The organism is Pseudoalteromonas piscicida, from assembly GCF_000238315.3.
Lineage (GTDB): Bacteria > Pseudomonadota > Gammaproteobacteria > Enterobacterales > Alteromonadaceae > Pseudoalteromonas > Pseudoalteromonas piscicida.
Genome location: NZ_CP011924.1, coordinates 3,201,919 through 3,218,866 on the forward strand (window position 1 = coordinate 3,201,919; position 16,948 = coordinate 3,218,866).

5 protein-coding genes are annotated in these 16,948 nt (G+C 41.7%); all 5 read right to left on the reverse strand.

Features of this window, described 5'->3' with window-relative positions; genetic code table 11:
* Positions 1-17 precede the first annotated feature (17 nt).
* Positions 18-7,379, reverse strand: a complete 7,362-nt coding sequence (locus tag PPIS_RS14790; protein WP_096040886.1) for a non-ribosomal peptide synthetase — start codon at positions 7,377-7,379, stop codon at positions 18-20.
* A 205-nt stretch (positions 7,380-7,584) separates the two neighbouring features.
* Positions 7,585-8,583, reverse strand: coding sequence for a TauD/TfdA family dioxygenase (locus tag PPIS_RS14795; protein WP_010376930.1), 999 nt, complete (start codon positions 8,581-8,583; stop codon positions 7,585-7,587).
* A 106-nt stretch (positions 8,584-8,689) separates the two neighbouring features.
* Complete coding sequence (locus PPIS_RS14800; protein ID WP_010376929.1) at positions 8,690-12,217, reverse strand: non-ribosomal peptide synthetase; 3,528 nt, start codon at positions 12,215-12,217, stop codon at positions 8,690-8,692.
* Positions 12,214-15,252: a non-ribosomal peptide synthetase gene (locus tag PPIS_RS14805; RefSeq protein WP_010376927.1), complete on the reverse strand. Its 3,039-nt coding sequence runs from the start codon at positions 15,250-15,252 to the stop codon at positions 12,214-12,216. The genes PPIS_RS14800 and PPIS_RS14805 overlap by 4 nt, the downstream gene beginning before the upstream one ends.
* A 222-nt stretch (positions 15,253-15,474) precedes the next feature.
* Positions 15,475-16,506 (reverse strand): 2OG-Fe(II) oxygenase family protein, encoded by a 1,032-nt coding sequence (locus tag PPIS_RS14810; protein WP_010376926.1) that lies wholly within the window; start codon positions 16,504-16,506, stop codon positions 15,475-15,477.
* Positions 16,507-16,948 lie beyond the last annotated feature (442 nt).

A 16,948-nucleotide genomic window follows, 5' to 3' on the forward strand; every position in this document is an offset into this window, starting at 1 on the left:
TGACTGCTCACCAACTGCTAATCTAGATATTGTTCGAGCATTAACTTAACCAAATCGTCAGACTTCAATATATCCATATGCCCAGCGTTTATACTTGTATATTCGACAGCTTTATCATGTTGCTTTTCAAAGTAGCGATGGTACGACTCTATGCAAAAATTAGATTGAGTTGCATACACGTATTTGACTGTGACAGCTGAGTGGACTGATGGTATATAATCTCGTAACCACTGGCTTTGTCGTTGCTCCAAGGTTTCTAACTGACGCATCAATAAACTATCAATTCCTGTGGGCAAGGGTTTATCACTACTTATTTCCCCACCATCTATAGTGGTATGCCTTTTTTGTTGTCGGTGCTGCTCAAAGTAACTATCGATTAAAATTAATTCTACTTTAACTCCTTGTTCGCTCAGTTTATTAGCTGTTTCCAACGCTAAAAGCCCACCAAATGAGTGCCCAATCAGCCTGACCCCTTGAGAATGCTTAGATTTGTGTATAATGCCATTTGTGATTGCTGTTACGTTCTCTTCTACAGACTCATAAGGTGGTGCCCCGTCTAGTAATCCCTTATGAGGACAAGCGTAAACACGATAACCATGCGCCGATAATTGCGCTGCAAGCCAAGCAAAATCATTCTCTGTGCTGGCAACACCTGGGATCATAAATAGCTCATCTTTATCGCCATGAAGTGGTGAAATTGGTTTGATAACTTGATATGACTTTGCCGTATCATATCCCTCACACAGTTTCGCCATTGCCTCCACAGTTACCGCACTGAAAAATCTATCTAGCGATATCTTGGTGTTACATCGCCTATTGATTTCTGTAGCTAGCTTAACCGTTAGCAACGAATGCCCGCCAAGTTCGAAGAAGTTTGCATTACGACTGATTTTATTTGCTTCTATCCCTAACAGCTCTGACCAAATATGAACGATTTCCTGCTCCATTTTAGTTTGGGGTGCAATGTAATCTCCAATTAACACATCCACATCAACACTAGGTAACGCTCGTTTATCTACCTTTCCATTAGGTGTAAGCGGCCACTCTTCGACAACCATAATCACACTTGGCATCATATATTCTGGTAGCTTTTCCTTTAATTCAGCTTTTAAGTAGCGGACAAAGTCATAGTGTTCATCACTTCCTTTAGCTACTAGCGGCTTAATATATGCCACCAACTGTAAACTGCCTGCAATATGAATTGCTCGTACCAAAGCAGAGTCAACTTCAGGTTGCTGCGCTAATTGCGCCTCAACTTCCCCAAGCTCTATTCTAAAACCGCGGATCTTAACTTGATCGACCGCACGACCCATAAAGGCGATATCTCCATTTTCAGTAAAGCAGACCAGATCTCCAGTGCGATATAATCGTGCAGTGCTATTTGGCTCATTTTGTTGGTAATACGGATTATCAATAAAACGCTCAGCGGTAAGCTCCGGACGATTTATATATCCTCGAGCCAAGCCATCCCCGCCGATATACAGCTCACCGGGACAGCCGTAAGGTACTAAACGTTTATTATTATCTAAAATGAGTAGTTGATTATTGATATTAGCTTTACCAATTGTCACACTTTGCGCTTCAGCATCCGCCAAAGTGGTTGCATAAGTCGTAGCCGTAATAGTTGATTCTGTTGGTCCATAAGTATTCATGAGCGTAACTTGTTCAGAAAATCGGCTATAGTGTTCCCTCACGGTAGCAACGGTGAGTGCCTCTCCACCGACAATTACCAAACGCATAGTTGTGCTGACAAACTTTTGATTGTCACTAACAACTTGCGCCCAGAACGCGGTCGGTAAACTTACGACGGTTACACCATGATGCTCACAATACTCAACAAACTCAGCTAACCCTTGCCTGCAAGCAGATGTACTCAGTATCAACTGTGCACCATGACATAATGCACCGAAAAATTCTTCAACGAAAATATCAAAGCAAATATTGGAAAATTGTAAAATTCGATCTGCTGCAGTCACTCCATATGCATGTTGAATATGCAACTGATAATTACTCAGAGCTTTATGAGCAATCATCACCCCTTTTGGCTGCCCAGTCGAACCAGAGGTATAAATGACATAGGCTAAACTCGTTGCTTCTAATCCACTCTCTTGCTTCTCTATGTTCTCATGGCTTTGCGCCGCAAATAATGCCGCATCATCCAATGCCACCACATGCCCCGCAAATTCCGCTAATACATCGACACCCGCGCCTTGTGCTAACACCACCTCTAACGCCGCATCTTCTAACATATAATCCAGTCGCGATTGAGGATAGCTCGGATCTAGCGGCACATACGCGCCTCCTGCTTTTAATATCCCCAATATACCCACTACCATCTCCAGTGAGCGCTCCACACATAGCCCCACCAAACTATCTGGCTTTATATGGTGCTCCGCCCTTAAATAGTGCGCAACTTGGTTTGCTCTGGCATTCAACTCTCCATAACTCAGGCTTCTATCACCAAACACGACCGCTACCCGCTCTGGCTCTAAAGCCGCCTGCTCCTCAAATAGCTCATGGATACACTTATCCTTCGGATAAGCCTGCGCCGTATCATTCAATCCCTCTATTAAATAACGCTCTTCCGCCGCCGATAGCATCTTCAAATCATGCGGTGCGATATCTCCAACATGCTCCTCACTTAGCGCTGTCAGCAAACGACATAAGTGGTCGTTCAGCCGCTTAATCGACTCTTCACTGAATAGGCTTACATCATACGTCCAACTTAACCCTACCCCCGCATCACTCATGCTAAGGTCAACTTCTAAATCAAATTTCGCCTGTATCGTATCACTACCATAAGCGCTTATCTCTACACCCGGTAAACTAACCGCGCGCTCCCCCTGCTGCACACCATAGTCACTATTCGTCGTCAACATTATCTGGAACAGTGGGCTATGCGCTGTACTTCTTGATACCTTTAACCTATCTACCAATTGCTCAAACGGCACATCTTGATTCGCTTGCGCATCTATATGCACTTGCCTGATATGCTTAAAATAACTCGCCAAATCCGCCTGCGCCGTATTCGCTCGCAGTACCAGTGTATTCACAAAAAAGCCTATCAATGGGCTTAATTCCGACTGCGTTCGGTTCGCCACCGGTGTCCCCACCACGATATCACTACTGTGGCTATGTCTTGATAGTAATAATGACAGCGCACCATGTAGCAGCATAAAGGGTGACAGCTTATGTTTCGTCGCCAACTCTTGCAGTTTCTGCGATATCTCCGACGGTAATCTCCCTGACACTACCCCGCCTGCAAACGCCTTCTGCTTCGGCCTTGGATAGCTCAGCGGTAAACTATGTACCCCTGGGAGTGAATCTAACTGACTTTCCCAATAGCTCAGCTGCTCCTCTAGCACCGCGCCTTCTAAGTGCGTGCGCTGCCAATGGGCATAGTCCGCATATTGGATTTCAAGTGCACTCAGTGGACTCGGCTTGCCTTGACTAAAGGCATCGTACAATTGGAAGAACTCTTGATTTAATACTTCCATCGACCAACCATCCGATGCGATGTGATGCATATTAAATAGCAGAACCCCTGCACGCTCCGACGTATGAATATAGCGTACTCGTATCATGACATCCGATGCTAAATCAAATGGCTGTACAAACTCATCATTGACCAGCGCCGCTACCGCTTGCGCCTGAGACTCTCCTGATAAATGTCGCACGTCCTCTTGTGCTACCTTAATCTCTACCTCTGCTATATCCTTAATTTGCTGTTTTGCTTCGCCATCTACTTCAACATACACGCTACGTAACACTTCATGTCGTGCCACTATTTCGTTCAGTGCTCGCTCTACTACCATCAAGTCCAATTCACCTGACACTTCCAGTGCCATTGGCATATTGTACTCCGCCGAGCCTCCTTGTAGTTGATCTATAAACCACAATCGTCGCTGCGCAAAAGAAACTGGCTGGATACTTGATGTACGCGCAACCGCCTCTAAAGCTGGTCGCATGTCACTGCCTTGGCCCTGATTGATGAGTGTCGCAAGTGCTGCCAAATTCTCCGCATCAAATACTGCCTGCACTGGTAGCGCTACGGCAAATTGTTGTCTAATTTCTGACATTAAACGAATGCTCAGTAGCGAGTGTCCGCCTAGTGTGAAGAAGTTCGCCGTGGTGCTTATTCTATCACTCGGTATATTCAGTAAGGCTGACCAAATATCAACTAACCTTTGCTCCACTTCTGTTACCGGTGCAACATATTCTCCTTGCAGTGCACTGCCTTCTGGCTCTGGTAAGGCTTTTCTGTCTACTTTACCATTGGCCGTTAGTGGCCATTCATCTATTGCAATAAGTATACTTGGCACCATGTGAGCGGGAAGATCGCCACTTAACTCCCTTTGTATATTTTCTATCAAGCTCTTTTGATCAAAGTCGCCATGGTTATGCGATGGTTTAAAATAACCAACCAACTGAGTTGAACCTGCAACTTCTTTTGCTAGAACAAGCGCTGAATCAACACTATCTAGGCCACTTAACTGATGCTCGACTTCTCCAAGTTCAATACGTAAGCCTCTAATTTTAACTTGATGATCAATTCGACCTTGATATTCAATTTCCCCGTCGGCTCTTAAGCGTGCAAGATCGCCTGTTTTATATAAACGTGGAGAGCGGCTACCTTGTCCTTCATCATAAAAAGGGTTATGAATAAAGCGCTCAGAAGTTAGTTCTTCTTGGTTTAAGTACCCTCTCGCGAGGCCATCTCCACCTATATGTAACTCCCCTACAGCTCCCTTTGGCACTAGGTTTAAATTAGGGTCAAGAATAAGCAACTGAATATTGTCGATAGGTTTTCCTATCGGCACTCCTTTACTGATATCCCCCGAGCAATCCCAATAGCTTACATCAATGGCAGCTTCTGTTGGCCCATAAAGGTTATGCAGCTGGGTACTTGGTAAAACCTTTCTAAATTCTTCAACATGGCTTTGCTGCAACGCTTCGCCACTACAAAATACTTGCTCTAAGCTATGACAATGTGAGAACTGCTTATTTTCCAATATAAGTCCCAGCATTGAAGGAACAAAGTGTAGCTTAGTAATTTGGCTCTGCTGGATTAGACGGCATAGATACTCTGGGTCTTTATGCCCATCTGGACGAGCAACAACCAGTTTCGCCCCGTAGGCTAGAGTCCAAACGAACTCCCAAACCGAAACATCAAAACTGTACGGTGTTTTTTGTAGCACGTTATCACGATGAGTCATACCATACTTATTGTGCATCCAATGAATCCGGTTAAACAGAGCTTGATGCTCAACCATCACTCCTTTTGGTTTTCCTGTAGAACCAGAAGTGTAAATCACATAAGCTAAATGGTTCGCTGTCAAACCTAGTTGTGATTTAGGTCCATTTGTTATGTCATAAGGTGAAAATTGCGCATGCTGATCCAATGCAACAGCCGGTGTTCCCAAGCTTTTTGCTATCTCAATATTACTTCCTTGAGTCAACACAACTTTAAGTGCAGCATCTTCTACCATATAAGACAGCCGTGACACTGGGTAGCTAGGGTCAAGAGGGAGATATGCCCCTCCTGCTTTTAATATCGCAACGATACCGATGACCATTTCAACCGAACGCTCAGCGCATAGGCCAACAATATCATCAGGCTTAATATGGTGCTCTTCACGTAAATAGTGCGCTACCTGATTTGCTCTCCTATTGAGCTCTGCATAGCTGAGAACCTCGTCATCAAAAACCACAGCGGTCCGCTCAGGATGAAGCGAGGCTTGCTCTTCAATCAATTCATGAATGCACATGTCCTTAGTATAAGGAACTACTGTATCGTTCACTTCATTTAATAAGTAATGTGCTTCTTCCTGAGACAGCATAGGCAACGAAGGCAAGACATCATTACCCTCTGCAACCATACGAGCTAACCCATTAAGTAATTTACAAAAATGATCGTTTAAGACTTGGATCCGCTGCTCCATGAAGATGCTAGTATCATACTCCCATACTAAAGCAACACCTGAGTCACTAATGCTGATATCAATATCCAGATCAAACTTGGCATGAATGTAATCCGATTGATATGTCTGGAGTTCAACATTTGGTAACTTGAATGCTTGCTCCGAACCTGGCGTTAAAGCATAGTCACTATTTGTCGTTAACAATACTTGAAACAAAGGAGAATGACTTTGACTTCGCGGTATTTTTAAGCGCTCAACTAACTGTTCAAAAGGGACATCCTGATTAGACTGAGCATCAAGGTGTAGTGCTCTAATATGTGCAAAGTACTCATCCATAGAAGCAAAACTGGTGTCAGCTCGAAGTACCAATGTGTTTGCAAAGAAACCAATAAGCGGCTCCAGTTCCGACTGCAGGCGATTAGCTATAGGCGTACCAATAACGATGTCATTACTATTACTGTGCTTAGCAAGCAAAAGTGAAAGCATTCCATGTAGTAACATAAATGGCGTTAATTGATACATCTTAGCGATATTGATAAGCTCTTTCGCCAATGCAGATGAAAGCTGGCCATGTACGATACCGACTCGGCTGGCCGTCCCTTCAGTGCGAGGCTTATCCAAAGGTAAAGAGTGAACAACAGGAAGATCATCTAGTTGCTTTTCCCAGTATGCTAATTGCTGCTCTAGAACCCCATTGCTCAAGTACTGTTTTTGCCAATGTGCATAATCTGAATACTGAATAGAAAGGGCAGGAAGTGGATTAGGCATACCAGCTATATATGAATGATATAAGGTAAATAACTCCTTCAAAATGACTTCCATTGACCAACCATCAGACGCGATGTGATGCATATTGAATAATAGAACGCCAGAATCATTCGTTCGTTTGATGTAGCTTACGCGAAGCATTAGATCTTGACTTAGATCGAATGGCTGGCCAATCAGTTCATCGATGTGGCCCTTTAATGCAGTTTGTAATGAATCACCACTGAGATTTGTAAGATCAACTTCTTGAATATCAAAAGCAAAAGCATCTATACCCTTTAATTGCTGTACAGCCAAACCATCGTGTTCATGGTAAGTAGTACGTAATACCTCATGCCTTGCTATGATGGTATGGAATGCTTTTTTCAACACCGCAATATTGAGTTCACCCGTTACATCAAAAGCCATCGGCATATTATATTCTTGAGTACTGCCTTTTAAATTATCAATAAACCACAGGCGCTGCTGTGCATACGATAAGTTATGTTTTTGATCCGTTTGAGTTGCTTTTACAACTTTTTTATATCCATCACTTCGGAGGTAGTACAGGATCCCTTCTTTATTGTCCTTAATTCGCTGTATTAACTCAGGGATGGCTTCCTCAAAGTTGATTTTGAGTTGGTCATTCTCCGCCAGCTCAAATGAGAACTGTGCCTCGGCACAATCGGCTATTAATTTTTTTATATTTTCCACAGAAATTTTACCTTTTTACATAGTGCAAGGTCTACAGAGCGCACCTTACTTCTCAACGAGCTATTAAGTGCAAACGACCAATTACCAATCCATGACTGGAGTACTAAAACTTTGTATTCAACCGAAGCTAGCGACTAGCTGCTTCATCCTCAAACTATTGAGACCTAAAATAACAGGGTAAATCCGAGCTATCCGACCTTGCCCGTTAACTTACATATAAAGTCGACTCTACTTTTTTATTCTTTGCTTTCCACCAGCTTTCCACCACAAGCGTTCTCAACAGCCAACGATCTTTGCCATCAAATCTGGGACTGTAAGCATTACGAGAATGAACCACTCTACGATTGTCAAAGACCAGCATCTCGCCCTCAGCTAAGGTTAAAGTCAAACACCCTTTCACGATAGAGTCTTTAAGAGACGAGAAAGCTTCGGCTGATGCGCTACTGCACGCTTCCATGTAAGCTGGGTCGTAAATAATTTCAGGATCTTCAGTACCATCCAGCACTTTTACCTTGGTACTACGTAAATCACCCTCGTTGTTAAATGTGAGATCTTCCCAAATTAGATAGTCTAATTGGCTCAGTTGTACACGCTCTGCATCTGACAAATTCAGGTGATTTGCCGGCATCAAATATGTTTTTACTTCAGGGTCATCCCTTAAACATAGCAGTGTAACGAAATCAGCTTTCGTTTCGTGAAATCCATCTTCAACATGCCATTCAAGAAATACACTGTTGGTGCCTACTTGCTTGTTAGAATCTTTCTTTATCGGATAGATATCGTCTACCAACCCAGTGGTGATTTTATCTTTAAAGTTATATACATACCCTAATGATACGGAAATGATCGATTGTAATAGCGCGGCATAATCTCGCTGCTTACCCTTAATTTCATTTTTCGCGAGCGGTGTATCACGAAGCCCCTGTAGTAGCGGCAAATTCTTTATCAATAGATAGCTATGGTCACCGCCTTTAAACTTGAACTCAAGCAGCTTTCTTTTAACTCTACGAGGAAATTTATTCCATGTTTCTAGATAGTTAAAAGTGATATCTGCACCATCTTTTGAGTTAACTGTATTATGCTGTCTGACTAGTTGTTCTATTTTTTCTTTTTCATCATCCAATAAGGTGAGGATCAAGCCTCCACAATCAGACTTCGCTTCTTGTTGATACTCAGCGGGGCTAAGCTCTTTTAATAGTTCCATGTTTTTCTCCGAAAAGTTAGCGCCATCAAATCATTGATATCGTTTGATGGCCAGAGCCATGCTGTAGTAGATTGCGCATAACTCTGACGAGAATAAGATTTACTTTTTATATCACTATCGAATTTTTCTTTTCCGACACCGTTGTTTCTACTTGCTTAACTGCTGCCGCTTTCGACGCTTCCACAAGTGCTGCAATCCCTTTGATTGTAGGCAGTTCGAATACTTCTTTTAGCGCTAGACTAATCTCATACTGCTCATTGAGTGTAGCAACTAAGCGACTTATTAGCAAGGAGTGCCCACCCAGCTCAAAGAAATTAGCTGTAGTGCTAATCTGTTGAACCTCAAGGTTAAGCAATTCAGACCACACTTTAGCTAGATGCTCTTCAACCTCTGTTTTTGGTGCAACATACTCTTGTCCGATTGATGCCCGGTCAGGTTCTGGCAATGCCTTTTTATCGACCTTTCCATTAGCATTCAATGGCCAGCTTTCTATAATCATAACGATTGTGGGTAACATGTACTCTGGTAGTTTCTCTTTGAGTACACTCCTCAACGCCGCTTTAAACTGACTTTCTGAACTTTCCTCAGTGTTTGTCACCATTGCTAGATCCAAAGGTTTTACATAAGCGACGATTTGCAGACTACCTTGCACTTCTTTGGCCATCACCACAGCAGAGTCTACATCGCTTAAGGCTGAGATTTGTGCTTCAATTTCACTGAGCTCAATCCTGAACCCTCTAATTTTAACTTGCTCATCGACTCGCCCAACAAATTCTAAGCTACCGTCGGATAAGCGTCTTACAAGATCGCCTGTGCAATAGAGTCTCTGTTCTTTTATATCTGAACTTTCATTGCGCACAAACTTCTCAGCTGTAAGTTCAGAGTTGCCAAAATAGCCTTTAGCTAAACCATGGCCCGCAACATATAAAGTACCAGTTACTCCATTTGGTACCAATTGACGGTTATCATCTAACACATAAAGTGCAGTATTTGGGAATGGTGTGCCCAATGGGATCGACCCACTCCTTAAGTATTCAATTCCATACTTACTGGTATCAAAGTAACTAGCATCAATAACCGTTTCCGTTTGACCATATAAATTGAAAATTCGAGTACTGTTATCAACGACTTGATTTAGTAATTCTAAATCATCAACTTTCCACGCTTCACAGCCTATTGATATGAACTTAAGTCCATGCAACTTCTGCTCATTATTCACAAGGTAATGTCCCAATTCTCTTACAACACTAGGGACAAAATCACCATAAGTTACTTGATGTATGTTTATCAAATTACAAAGTTCATGTGCTGAAATTAACGTTTCGTACGGGCAAACGATGAGCTTTCCAGCATTACTATAAAGCGCTTTGATTATATCACCCAGTAAAATATCAACCGATAGTCCTGCCATTTGTAAAACAGTCAGCGGTGTCTTATCAATTTCAAAAATATGGTCCCAGCCAGCTTTTCTCGCAAGTAATCCGCAGTGCTGAACCATGATCCCTTTAGGCTTACCAGTGGTCCCGGAGGTATACATTACATAAGCAAGGTGGTTTGTGGTTAATCCAATCGTGCTTTTATCTAAGTTATCAGTCGGATACTCAATAAATGGTGAATTATCTCCATCAATTAAATCATCAACAATCAACATCTTTGATTCTGATAATTCAAACTTATTGAGCAACTCAGATTGTGTTAGAACAACTTTAGGTTCTGTTTCTGAGATGATATCCATCAGTCGATTATTAGGGTGACTTGGGTCTAACGGAACGTATGCCGCCCCAGCTTTGAGAATCCCTAAAATACAAACTACCATCTCCAATGAACGCTCAACACACAGGCCGATCAAAGTATCTGGCGTAATCTCATGCTTAGCCCTTAAGCAGTGTGCAACCTGATTTGCTTTCTGGTTTAGCTCAGCAAAAGTAAGCGCTTTGTCTGCAAACACCACTGCAGTTTGTTTTGGGGAGCTAGCTACTTGCTGTTCGAAAAGCTCATGAATGCACTTTTCATTATCATAACTTTGTTCGACGCCATTTAATTCATGAACTAAACGATTAATTTCAATTTCCGACATCATGGGTAATGAAGATGGTGCCACCTGTTTGGGGTCATTAACAGAGCCTATGGCTTCAAATAATGAACACAGGTGTTGATTTAATTGTTCGATATGCTGAGTTTCAAACAATCCGTCATCAAAGGTCCAATCTAAGCTCGCACCAAGCTCACTAATACTGACATTGAGCTCAATATCAAACTTAGCCTGTACTTGATCAGAGAGATATGCTTTCAACTCTGCATTTGGTAATGCTAACGTTTGGCTGTTTGAATTCTCATTGACCCCAAAGTCGCTGCTCGTTGTCAGCATAACCTGAAACAAAGGGCTATACTCTGAGCTACGTGGAACATTCAAGCGCTCAACAAGTTGCTCAAATGGTACATCTTGGTTAGATTGAGCCCCTAAATGCACTTGGCGAATATGATCAAAGTATTCATGTAACGATTTATGCTCTGTATTAGCTCGTAATATTAATGTATTTGTAAACAACCCAATTAGTGACTCTAATTCTGCCTGAGTTCGATTTGCTATTGGCGTACCGATAACTATATCGTTGCTATTACTGTGTCTTGCCAACAGAAGAGAGAATCCAGCGTGAACTAGCATAAATGGAGTAAGCTGCAACTTTTTCGCAGTATCTAGTAATGTTTTAGCAAGTTTACCGGAGAGCTGACCATGTACCAACTTGCCCATGGTCTGTTTGCTTTTTTGGCGAGAAAAGTCACAGGGTAAGCTGTGTATCATCGGTATATCTTTGAGTTGACTTTCCCAATAGCGTAATTGACCATCTAAGACTTCACCAGCTACGTATTCCCGCTGCCAATGGCTATAGTCTGCGTATTGCACTGGTAACTCAGGTAACGGATTTTGCTCCCCCTCACTGAACGCTTGGTATAATGTAATAAACTCTTTGATAAGTATCTCAGTCGACCATCCATCGGATGCAATATGGTGCATATTAAATAGCAGTACACCTGAGCCTTCAGCTTTATGAATATAGCTTACTCTTAGCATCAAATCTTGCGCTAAATTAAATGGGGTATTCATATCACATGAAATAATAGTTTGAACTTCAGATTCGAGCATCTCACCCGTGAGATGCTCGAGATTCTCCACAGTGATGCTAAAGTCAATTTCAGCCATATCACGAATGACCTGCTGTACTTCACCGGCATCTGATAAATACACTGTGCGCAATATTTCGTGACGCTCAATAATTGCTGCAAATACTTTGGTCAGCGTTGCAAGATCAAGTGTACCACTTACCTCAAAAGCAACAGGCATGTTGTACTCAGCGGATCCTTTTTGCATGCTATCAATAAACCATAACCTTTGCTGCGCAAATGAAGCAGGTTGAAGCTTATCATCCCGCTTTGGACGGCTAATGATAGTGGGAATACCTGTATTTTCCTGTTGTTGAAGCAAAGAAACAATTTCACTTTTCTTCGCTATAATTTGTGCTTTTATTTCATTATCCATCACTCCTGGCGGTGCTTTAAAAGCCAAGCTACCATTCTCAAGATATAAAATAATGCCCTTATTCTTAACTTCTCTAAGCAACTCAACTACGCTCATAGTAAACCACCTTCCATACATTCTAATTCTTCATTATTTGCACTGTTTAACAGCAGTAATGGTTCGATGTGCGCTGCAAGTTCAGCAATTGTTTTATTTTGAAATAACACTCGAACACTAATGTTTATTTTGAACTCTTCTTGAATGCGATTTAGTACTTTCATTGCCAAGAGAGAGTGTCCTCCGATAGCAAAGAAATCATGCGTAGTGCCAATCAACATAGATGTATTCAAGAGCTCTTGCCAAATATGAGCAAGCTGTACCTCGACTTCCGTTTCAGGCTTTACATAGTCTGAATTAGTATGGTTTAACGCACTTTCAATTAGAGTTTTAGTATCTAACTTACCGTTGGATAAATAGGGGAATGCCTCTAGCTCTATCAGCTGTTTTGGCTGCATATATTCAGGTAACTTATTGGCCAACAATTGCGTAAGCTCAGCTTCGGAGGCAGTAGGAGCAATAATAAATAGAGAAAGTCCACCTCCAGCAACAACACATTTTGCTTGCTCCGCAAGACCTGCATTCAAAATAATCATAGAAACTTCATCAGGTTCTATTCTAAAGCCATTAAGTTTTACTTGATTATCAAGACGCTCTAAGTACATTAAGTTACCGTCTGACAACACTTGGACATGATCACCGGTTTTATAAAAATCCAAGTGACTAGTATTACAATGAATCAGTGCTTTCGCCGTTAAAGCGTCTTGACCAAAGTAACCATTGAAAACGGAATCACCTGCGATTTGTAACTCACCGGTTTCACCTATTTCGGCAAGACAACCATCTTCTTTCATGACCCGACACTGTAAGTTATCAATTGGGTATCCGATAGGCACAAAATCTGTTGCTGTCGCACGCTCATAGCGCCAAAATAAAGCATCAATACAGCACTCAGATGGCCCATATAGATTAATAACTTCACAATTAAAAGCTTGCATAGTTTTATCTGCGGTTGAGCTCTTCAATGCCTCACCGCCACAAAATACACTTTTTAGCGCGAACGATACAGAACCATCAATGTGTTCAAGTAACAAGTCTAATAGTGATGGCACAAGCTGTAGTCGAGTGATCGAATAGTCATGCATCGTACGCTTGAACAGTGGTAGATCATAATTGATTTCACTTGGGGCAATAACCATCGTTGCGCCAACCATCAACGGTGCCCAAAACTCCCAAATTGATGCATCAAAACTTGCTGATGTTCGTTGCAGGAAACGATCGTCTTTTGCAAATGTAAATTCATCATTAATCCAGTTCATATGATTGAGCAAAGCTTTGTGACTGATACTTACTCCCTTGGCCTTTCCTGTAGAGCCAGAGGTAAATAAAATATATGCTAAATCTGTTTCTTGAATAGTTATATCCGGTGCTGTAGCAGCGTACTGCTCGAGCTTGAGCTCATTTAAATCAATGTTTTTACAGCCAGTGACCTCATACTCACCAACACTTATCACCGTACTTGCTTGCGCGTCTTTAAGCATATCGGTGATACGCTGATGCGGCAGGTCAATATCGATAGGAACATATGTTGCACCCGCTTTCATCGTCGCCAACATCGCAATGACGAAGTCCACTGAACGGACCAGACATAGCGCAACGACATCACCTTTACCTACTCCTTGATGTTGTAAATAATTCGCCAGTTGGTTTGCTGCACAATCAACATCTGCGAGTGTTTTTTCCTTACCATTTAACTCAAGCACGCTACCGTTGCCTGCAGCGACGACCTTATTAACGTGATCTAATACCGTTACTCCCGATGTAGTAACCACTTTACCATAACCTTGATATGTAGCATCAAGATGCTGAGTGACAATACCAACATGATTAGTTAACGCCACTTTTATCTGATTAAGTAAATAAGTGACGGCTTGAGCGTCAACATATTCGCTATCATACGTTAGTTGTAAACGACTTTCACTCTCTTGCTGAATATAAGTAAACTGTAACTTACACGCTTCAGTTAAGTGCTTTACCTGCTCGATTTGCAGTGTCGGCAGATCTAAATTAACTACGCTATCAAAGATAAAGCTAAAACCTGCGGACTCATGATCATGACTTTTAGCAAAACACTCAGCGTAATCAACACCGTGCTCACTACATTCAAGTTCGTTCTGTATAGCGTCATTAAAATTGTCAGCAACTTCTGGGAATAAAGGCACAGCCCGACTCAATGGTCCGATAGCATCCGCTAAATCACTGTCAGAACGGCTATCGAACATTCTAGCAAGTTCGGCCTTTGGTGCAAACTTCTTCAACGCCAAACGCAAACTCGCACATACTACTTCAGCGCTCGTCGCTTGGTGTTGTTCAGCAAAACGTGAGATTTCACCTTGAATATCACCAAGGTTGATATAGTCAAATTTGTACTCTGATTTTCCATCATGCTTATATCGTTGCAACGTACATTTATTAACCAACGCGGCAACACTTTTATCCCTCGCCCAAAATTGACGAGCTTCTGTTAATTCCTCATCTAACAAGAAATCTGCTAACCAAGGTGCTAGCTCTTCATACTGGATGACTTCATTTTGCAGCCAAGTCTGTGCATCATTGGAACACTCGCTACCAGCGGCAAGAATCAACTGCATTAGATGAGCCAATGTAAAACTATCTGTGTTTAGAGCGCTCATTTCAAGGCAGCACCAGTAGCTATTGCTTTGCTGCGCAATGACTAATCGTAACCAAGGAGTGGTAAAGTCGCTTGATTGTTTTTCCCCGATTATAGTGTTTTCTAACTTACGCTGTGCTATTTGTGCGTCTGTATAACCACGCCAATCCTCTGTCACCAATTCAATCGGATCAAGATCTCTGATATTTTGCCAGAGCCCACCAAATTCATCGACCTCATAGGCCGTGCGGATAATATCCAAACGCTCTACTAAAGTGGTCAAATATGCACTGATAGCTTCAATATCTAAGCTACCCGTATGTAAAACACTAATTGAGCCAAGCTGAATTGACTTATCCATATTGTTGTTCAGCTGGATCCAATGCGCGTTTTGAATTGGAGACGCCAATACTTTTTTATTCATTGGGTTATTCCTTGTTTTTTCTGCATGAATACATGCAAAAACGGTTTACCATTATTCACTTTTAGTTATTTAAAATGCAGCGAACGACTAATAATGCCCACTTTTATTTGCTTGTTCTTTAAGTTGTAAAGCAAAATAGCCAGAAACTACTTTCATCAATACGATTTCTAAAACGGTATGTACTAATTATTAATACCTACCAAAAAATATTTGTTCTCGTCCCTACAGAAACCCGACCTCCATTTCTTGCTCTGCTTGATGAGCGAGAGAAGGAAAGCTGCCATGCTCAATATAGTGTGCCAACTCTTGTTCTATTTCACTTAGTACTACACAGATGTTATTCAATTTATCTTGATTGTTGCGAAGCTCTAGCTGTTCCCCGACGATGCTAAAGTCAATATATTTTTTGAATGAGGTAAAATCTTTAAATTGCGCATAACAGCCGGTAAACAAACCTTCCCATCCCGCAAATGGTGGTGGAAATCTAAATTCATCATGCTCTTTGAAGCCGTATTTCGGGTTGGTAATAATGAACTTCATAGCAACACCAATACGCTCAAACTCCGAGGGGCCTGATGAATGGAACTGATTTGCTCTGAAAATGTAAGCATCACCTAACTGCGGTTTCACAACTGTAGTGCTCTGCATATCACTTTTTGGCAAAATATTAATTTTCCCTTTTGCGTCATGGTACAGGTAGCTATCGCGTAATTTTTCGATTTCTATGCCTGTAAACTCTTGAGCCAAACCGAGATAGTCAGGTGCCTGAGTCGCTCCATCAATGAGAAAGTTAGTCTTTGGTATATTGTTATTCCCATAGAGGCTTGGCACCTGCTCTGACGTCATCACTTCAAATAGTGGTTGTTCACTTAACTTCTCAAGCGCAGATTGACGATATAACGGGATCCAGAGGTTATAGCAAGGCCCTAACCATTGGTCAATTGAGTCTACGTGCCACTGATATTTATTAGCTTTGTTTAATTCAGTAACCGGCCTCACTGCTGAGTTCTTCAGATTAACGGGTGCAACAAAATCATTGACGTAAGCAATGTCATCTCGACAAATACCGGGATGAATATCCTGTAACGCTGCAACGACAATATCGAGTAGCGCGTTAGCATGAACTTCAACAAACTTCCGATTAACGTAATGAAGTTGGTTGTAAAAACAATCCTTAGCTTCAATTCCTCGAATGGTAGAGCGCACAAGCCCAAATAAAAGCTCATCAGAGATAGCTTTATCTAGTTTTAGCATAAACATAGATCCTTTTTATATCGTAAAATTCTTTATTTTTGACTCAATGTCGATCTGTTCCATGGTATGTGTAGCAATAACACGTAATCTCTACGCCCATCCACTTCAACTTTCAAAGAAGTAGTGCCAACCAAGCATGTCCTTGGTCGTTGGATATAGTCGTGGGCAAGCCCACCAAGCAAAACAAATAGCTCTATGAGTTTAGATTTTCACAAACTAACAAAAACAAGGTATTAGTATAAACCAACGCCATTTAGGAATGCGCATCACGCTTCTACCATTCAGGCTATTGCTAGCTCAATATTAAAGTGTTTCGATTATTAAATATATTTAAATTTTTACACCGAGTCAATTAACAAAGGTATAAAAATGACTAATTTACAAACAAAGCTCCTTTGGTCGATATATTATCATCTCATGCGTGAGACGATAATATATCTCG

Excerpts from the sequence above, each read along its gene's own strand:
- PPIS_RS14810 (WP_010376926.1), bottom strand. The coding sequence starts at position 16,506 with ATGCTAAAACTAGATAAAGCTATCTCTGATGAGCTTTTATTTGGGCTT.
- PPIS_RS14805 (WP_010376927.1), bottom strand. The coding sequence starts at position 15,252 with ATGAATAAAAAAGTATTGGCGTCTCCAATTCAAAACGCGCATTGGATC.
- PPIS_RS14800 (WP_010376929.1), bottom strand. The coding sequence starts at position 12,217 with ATGAGCGTAGTTGAGTTGCTTAGAGAAGTTAAGAATAAGGGCATTATT.
- PPIS_RS14795 (WP_010376930.1), bottom strand. The coding sequence starts at position 8,583 with ATGGAACTATTAAAAGAGCTTAGCCCCGCTGAGTATCAACAAGAAGCG.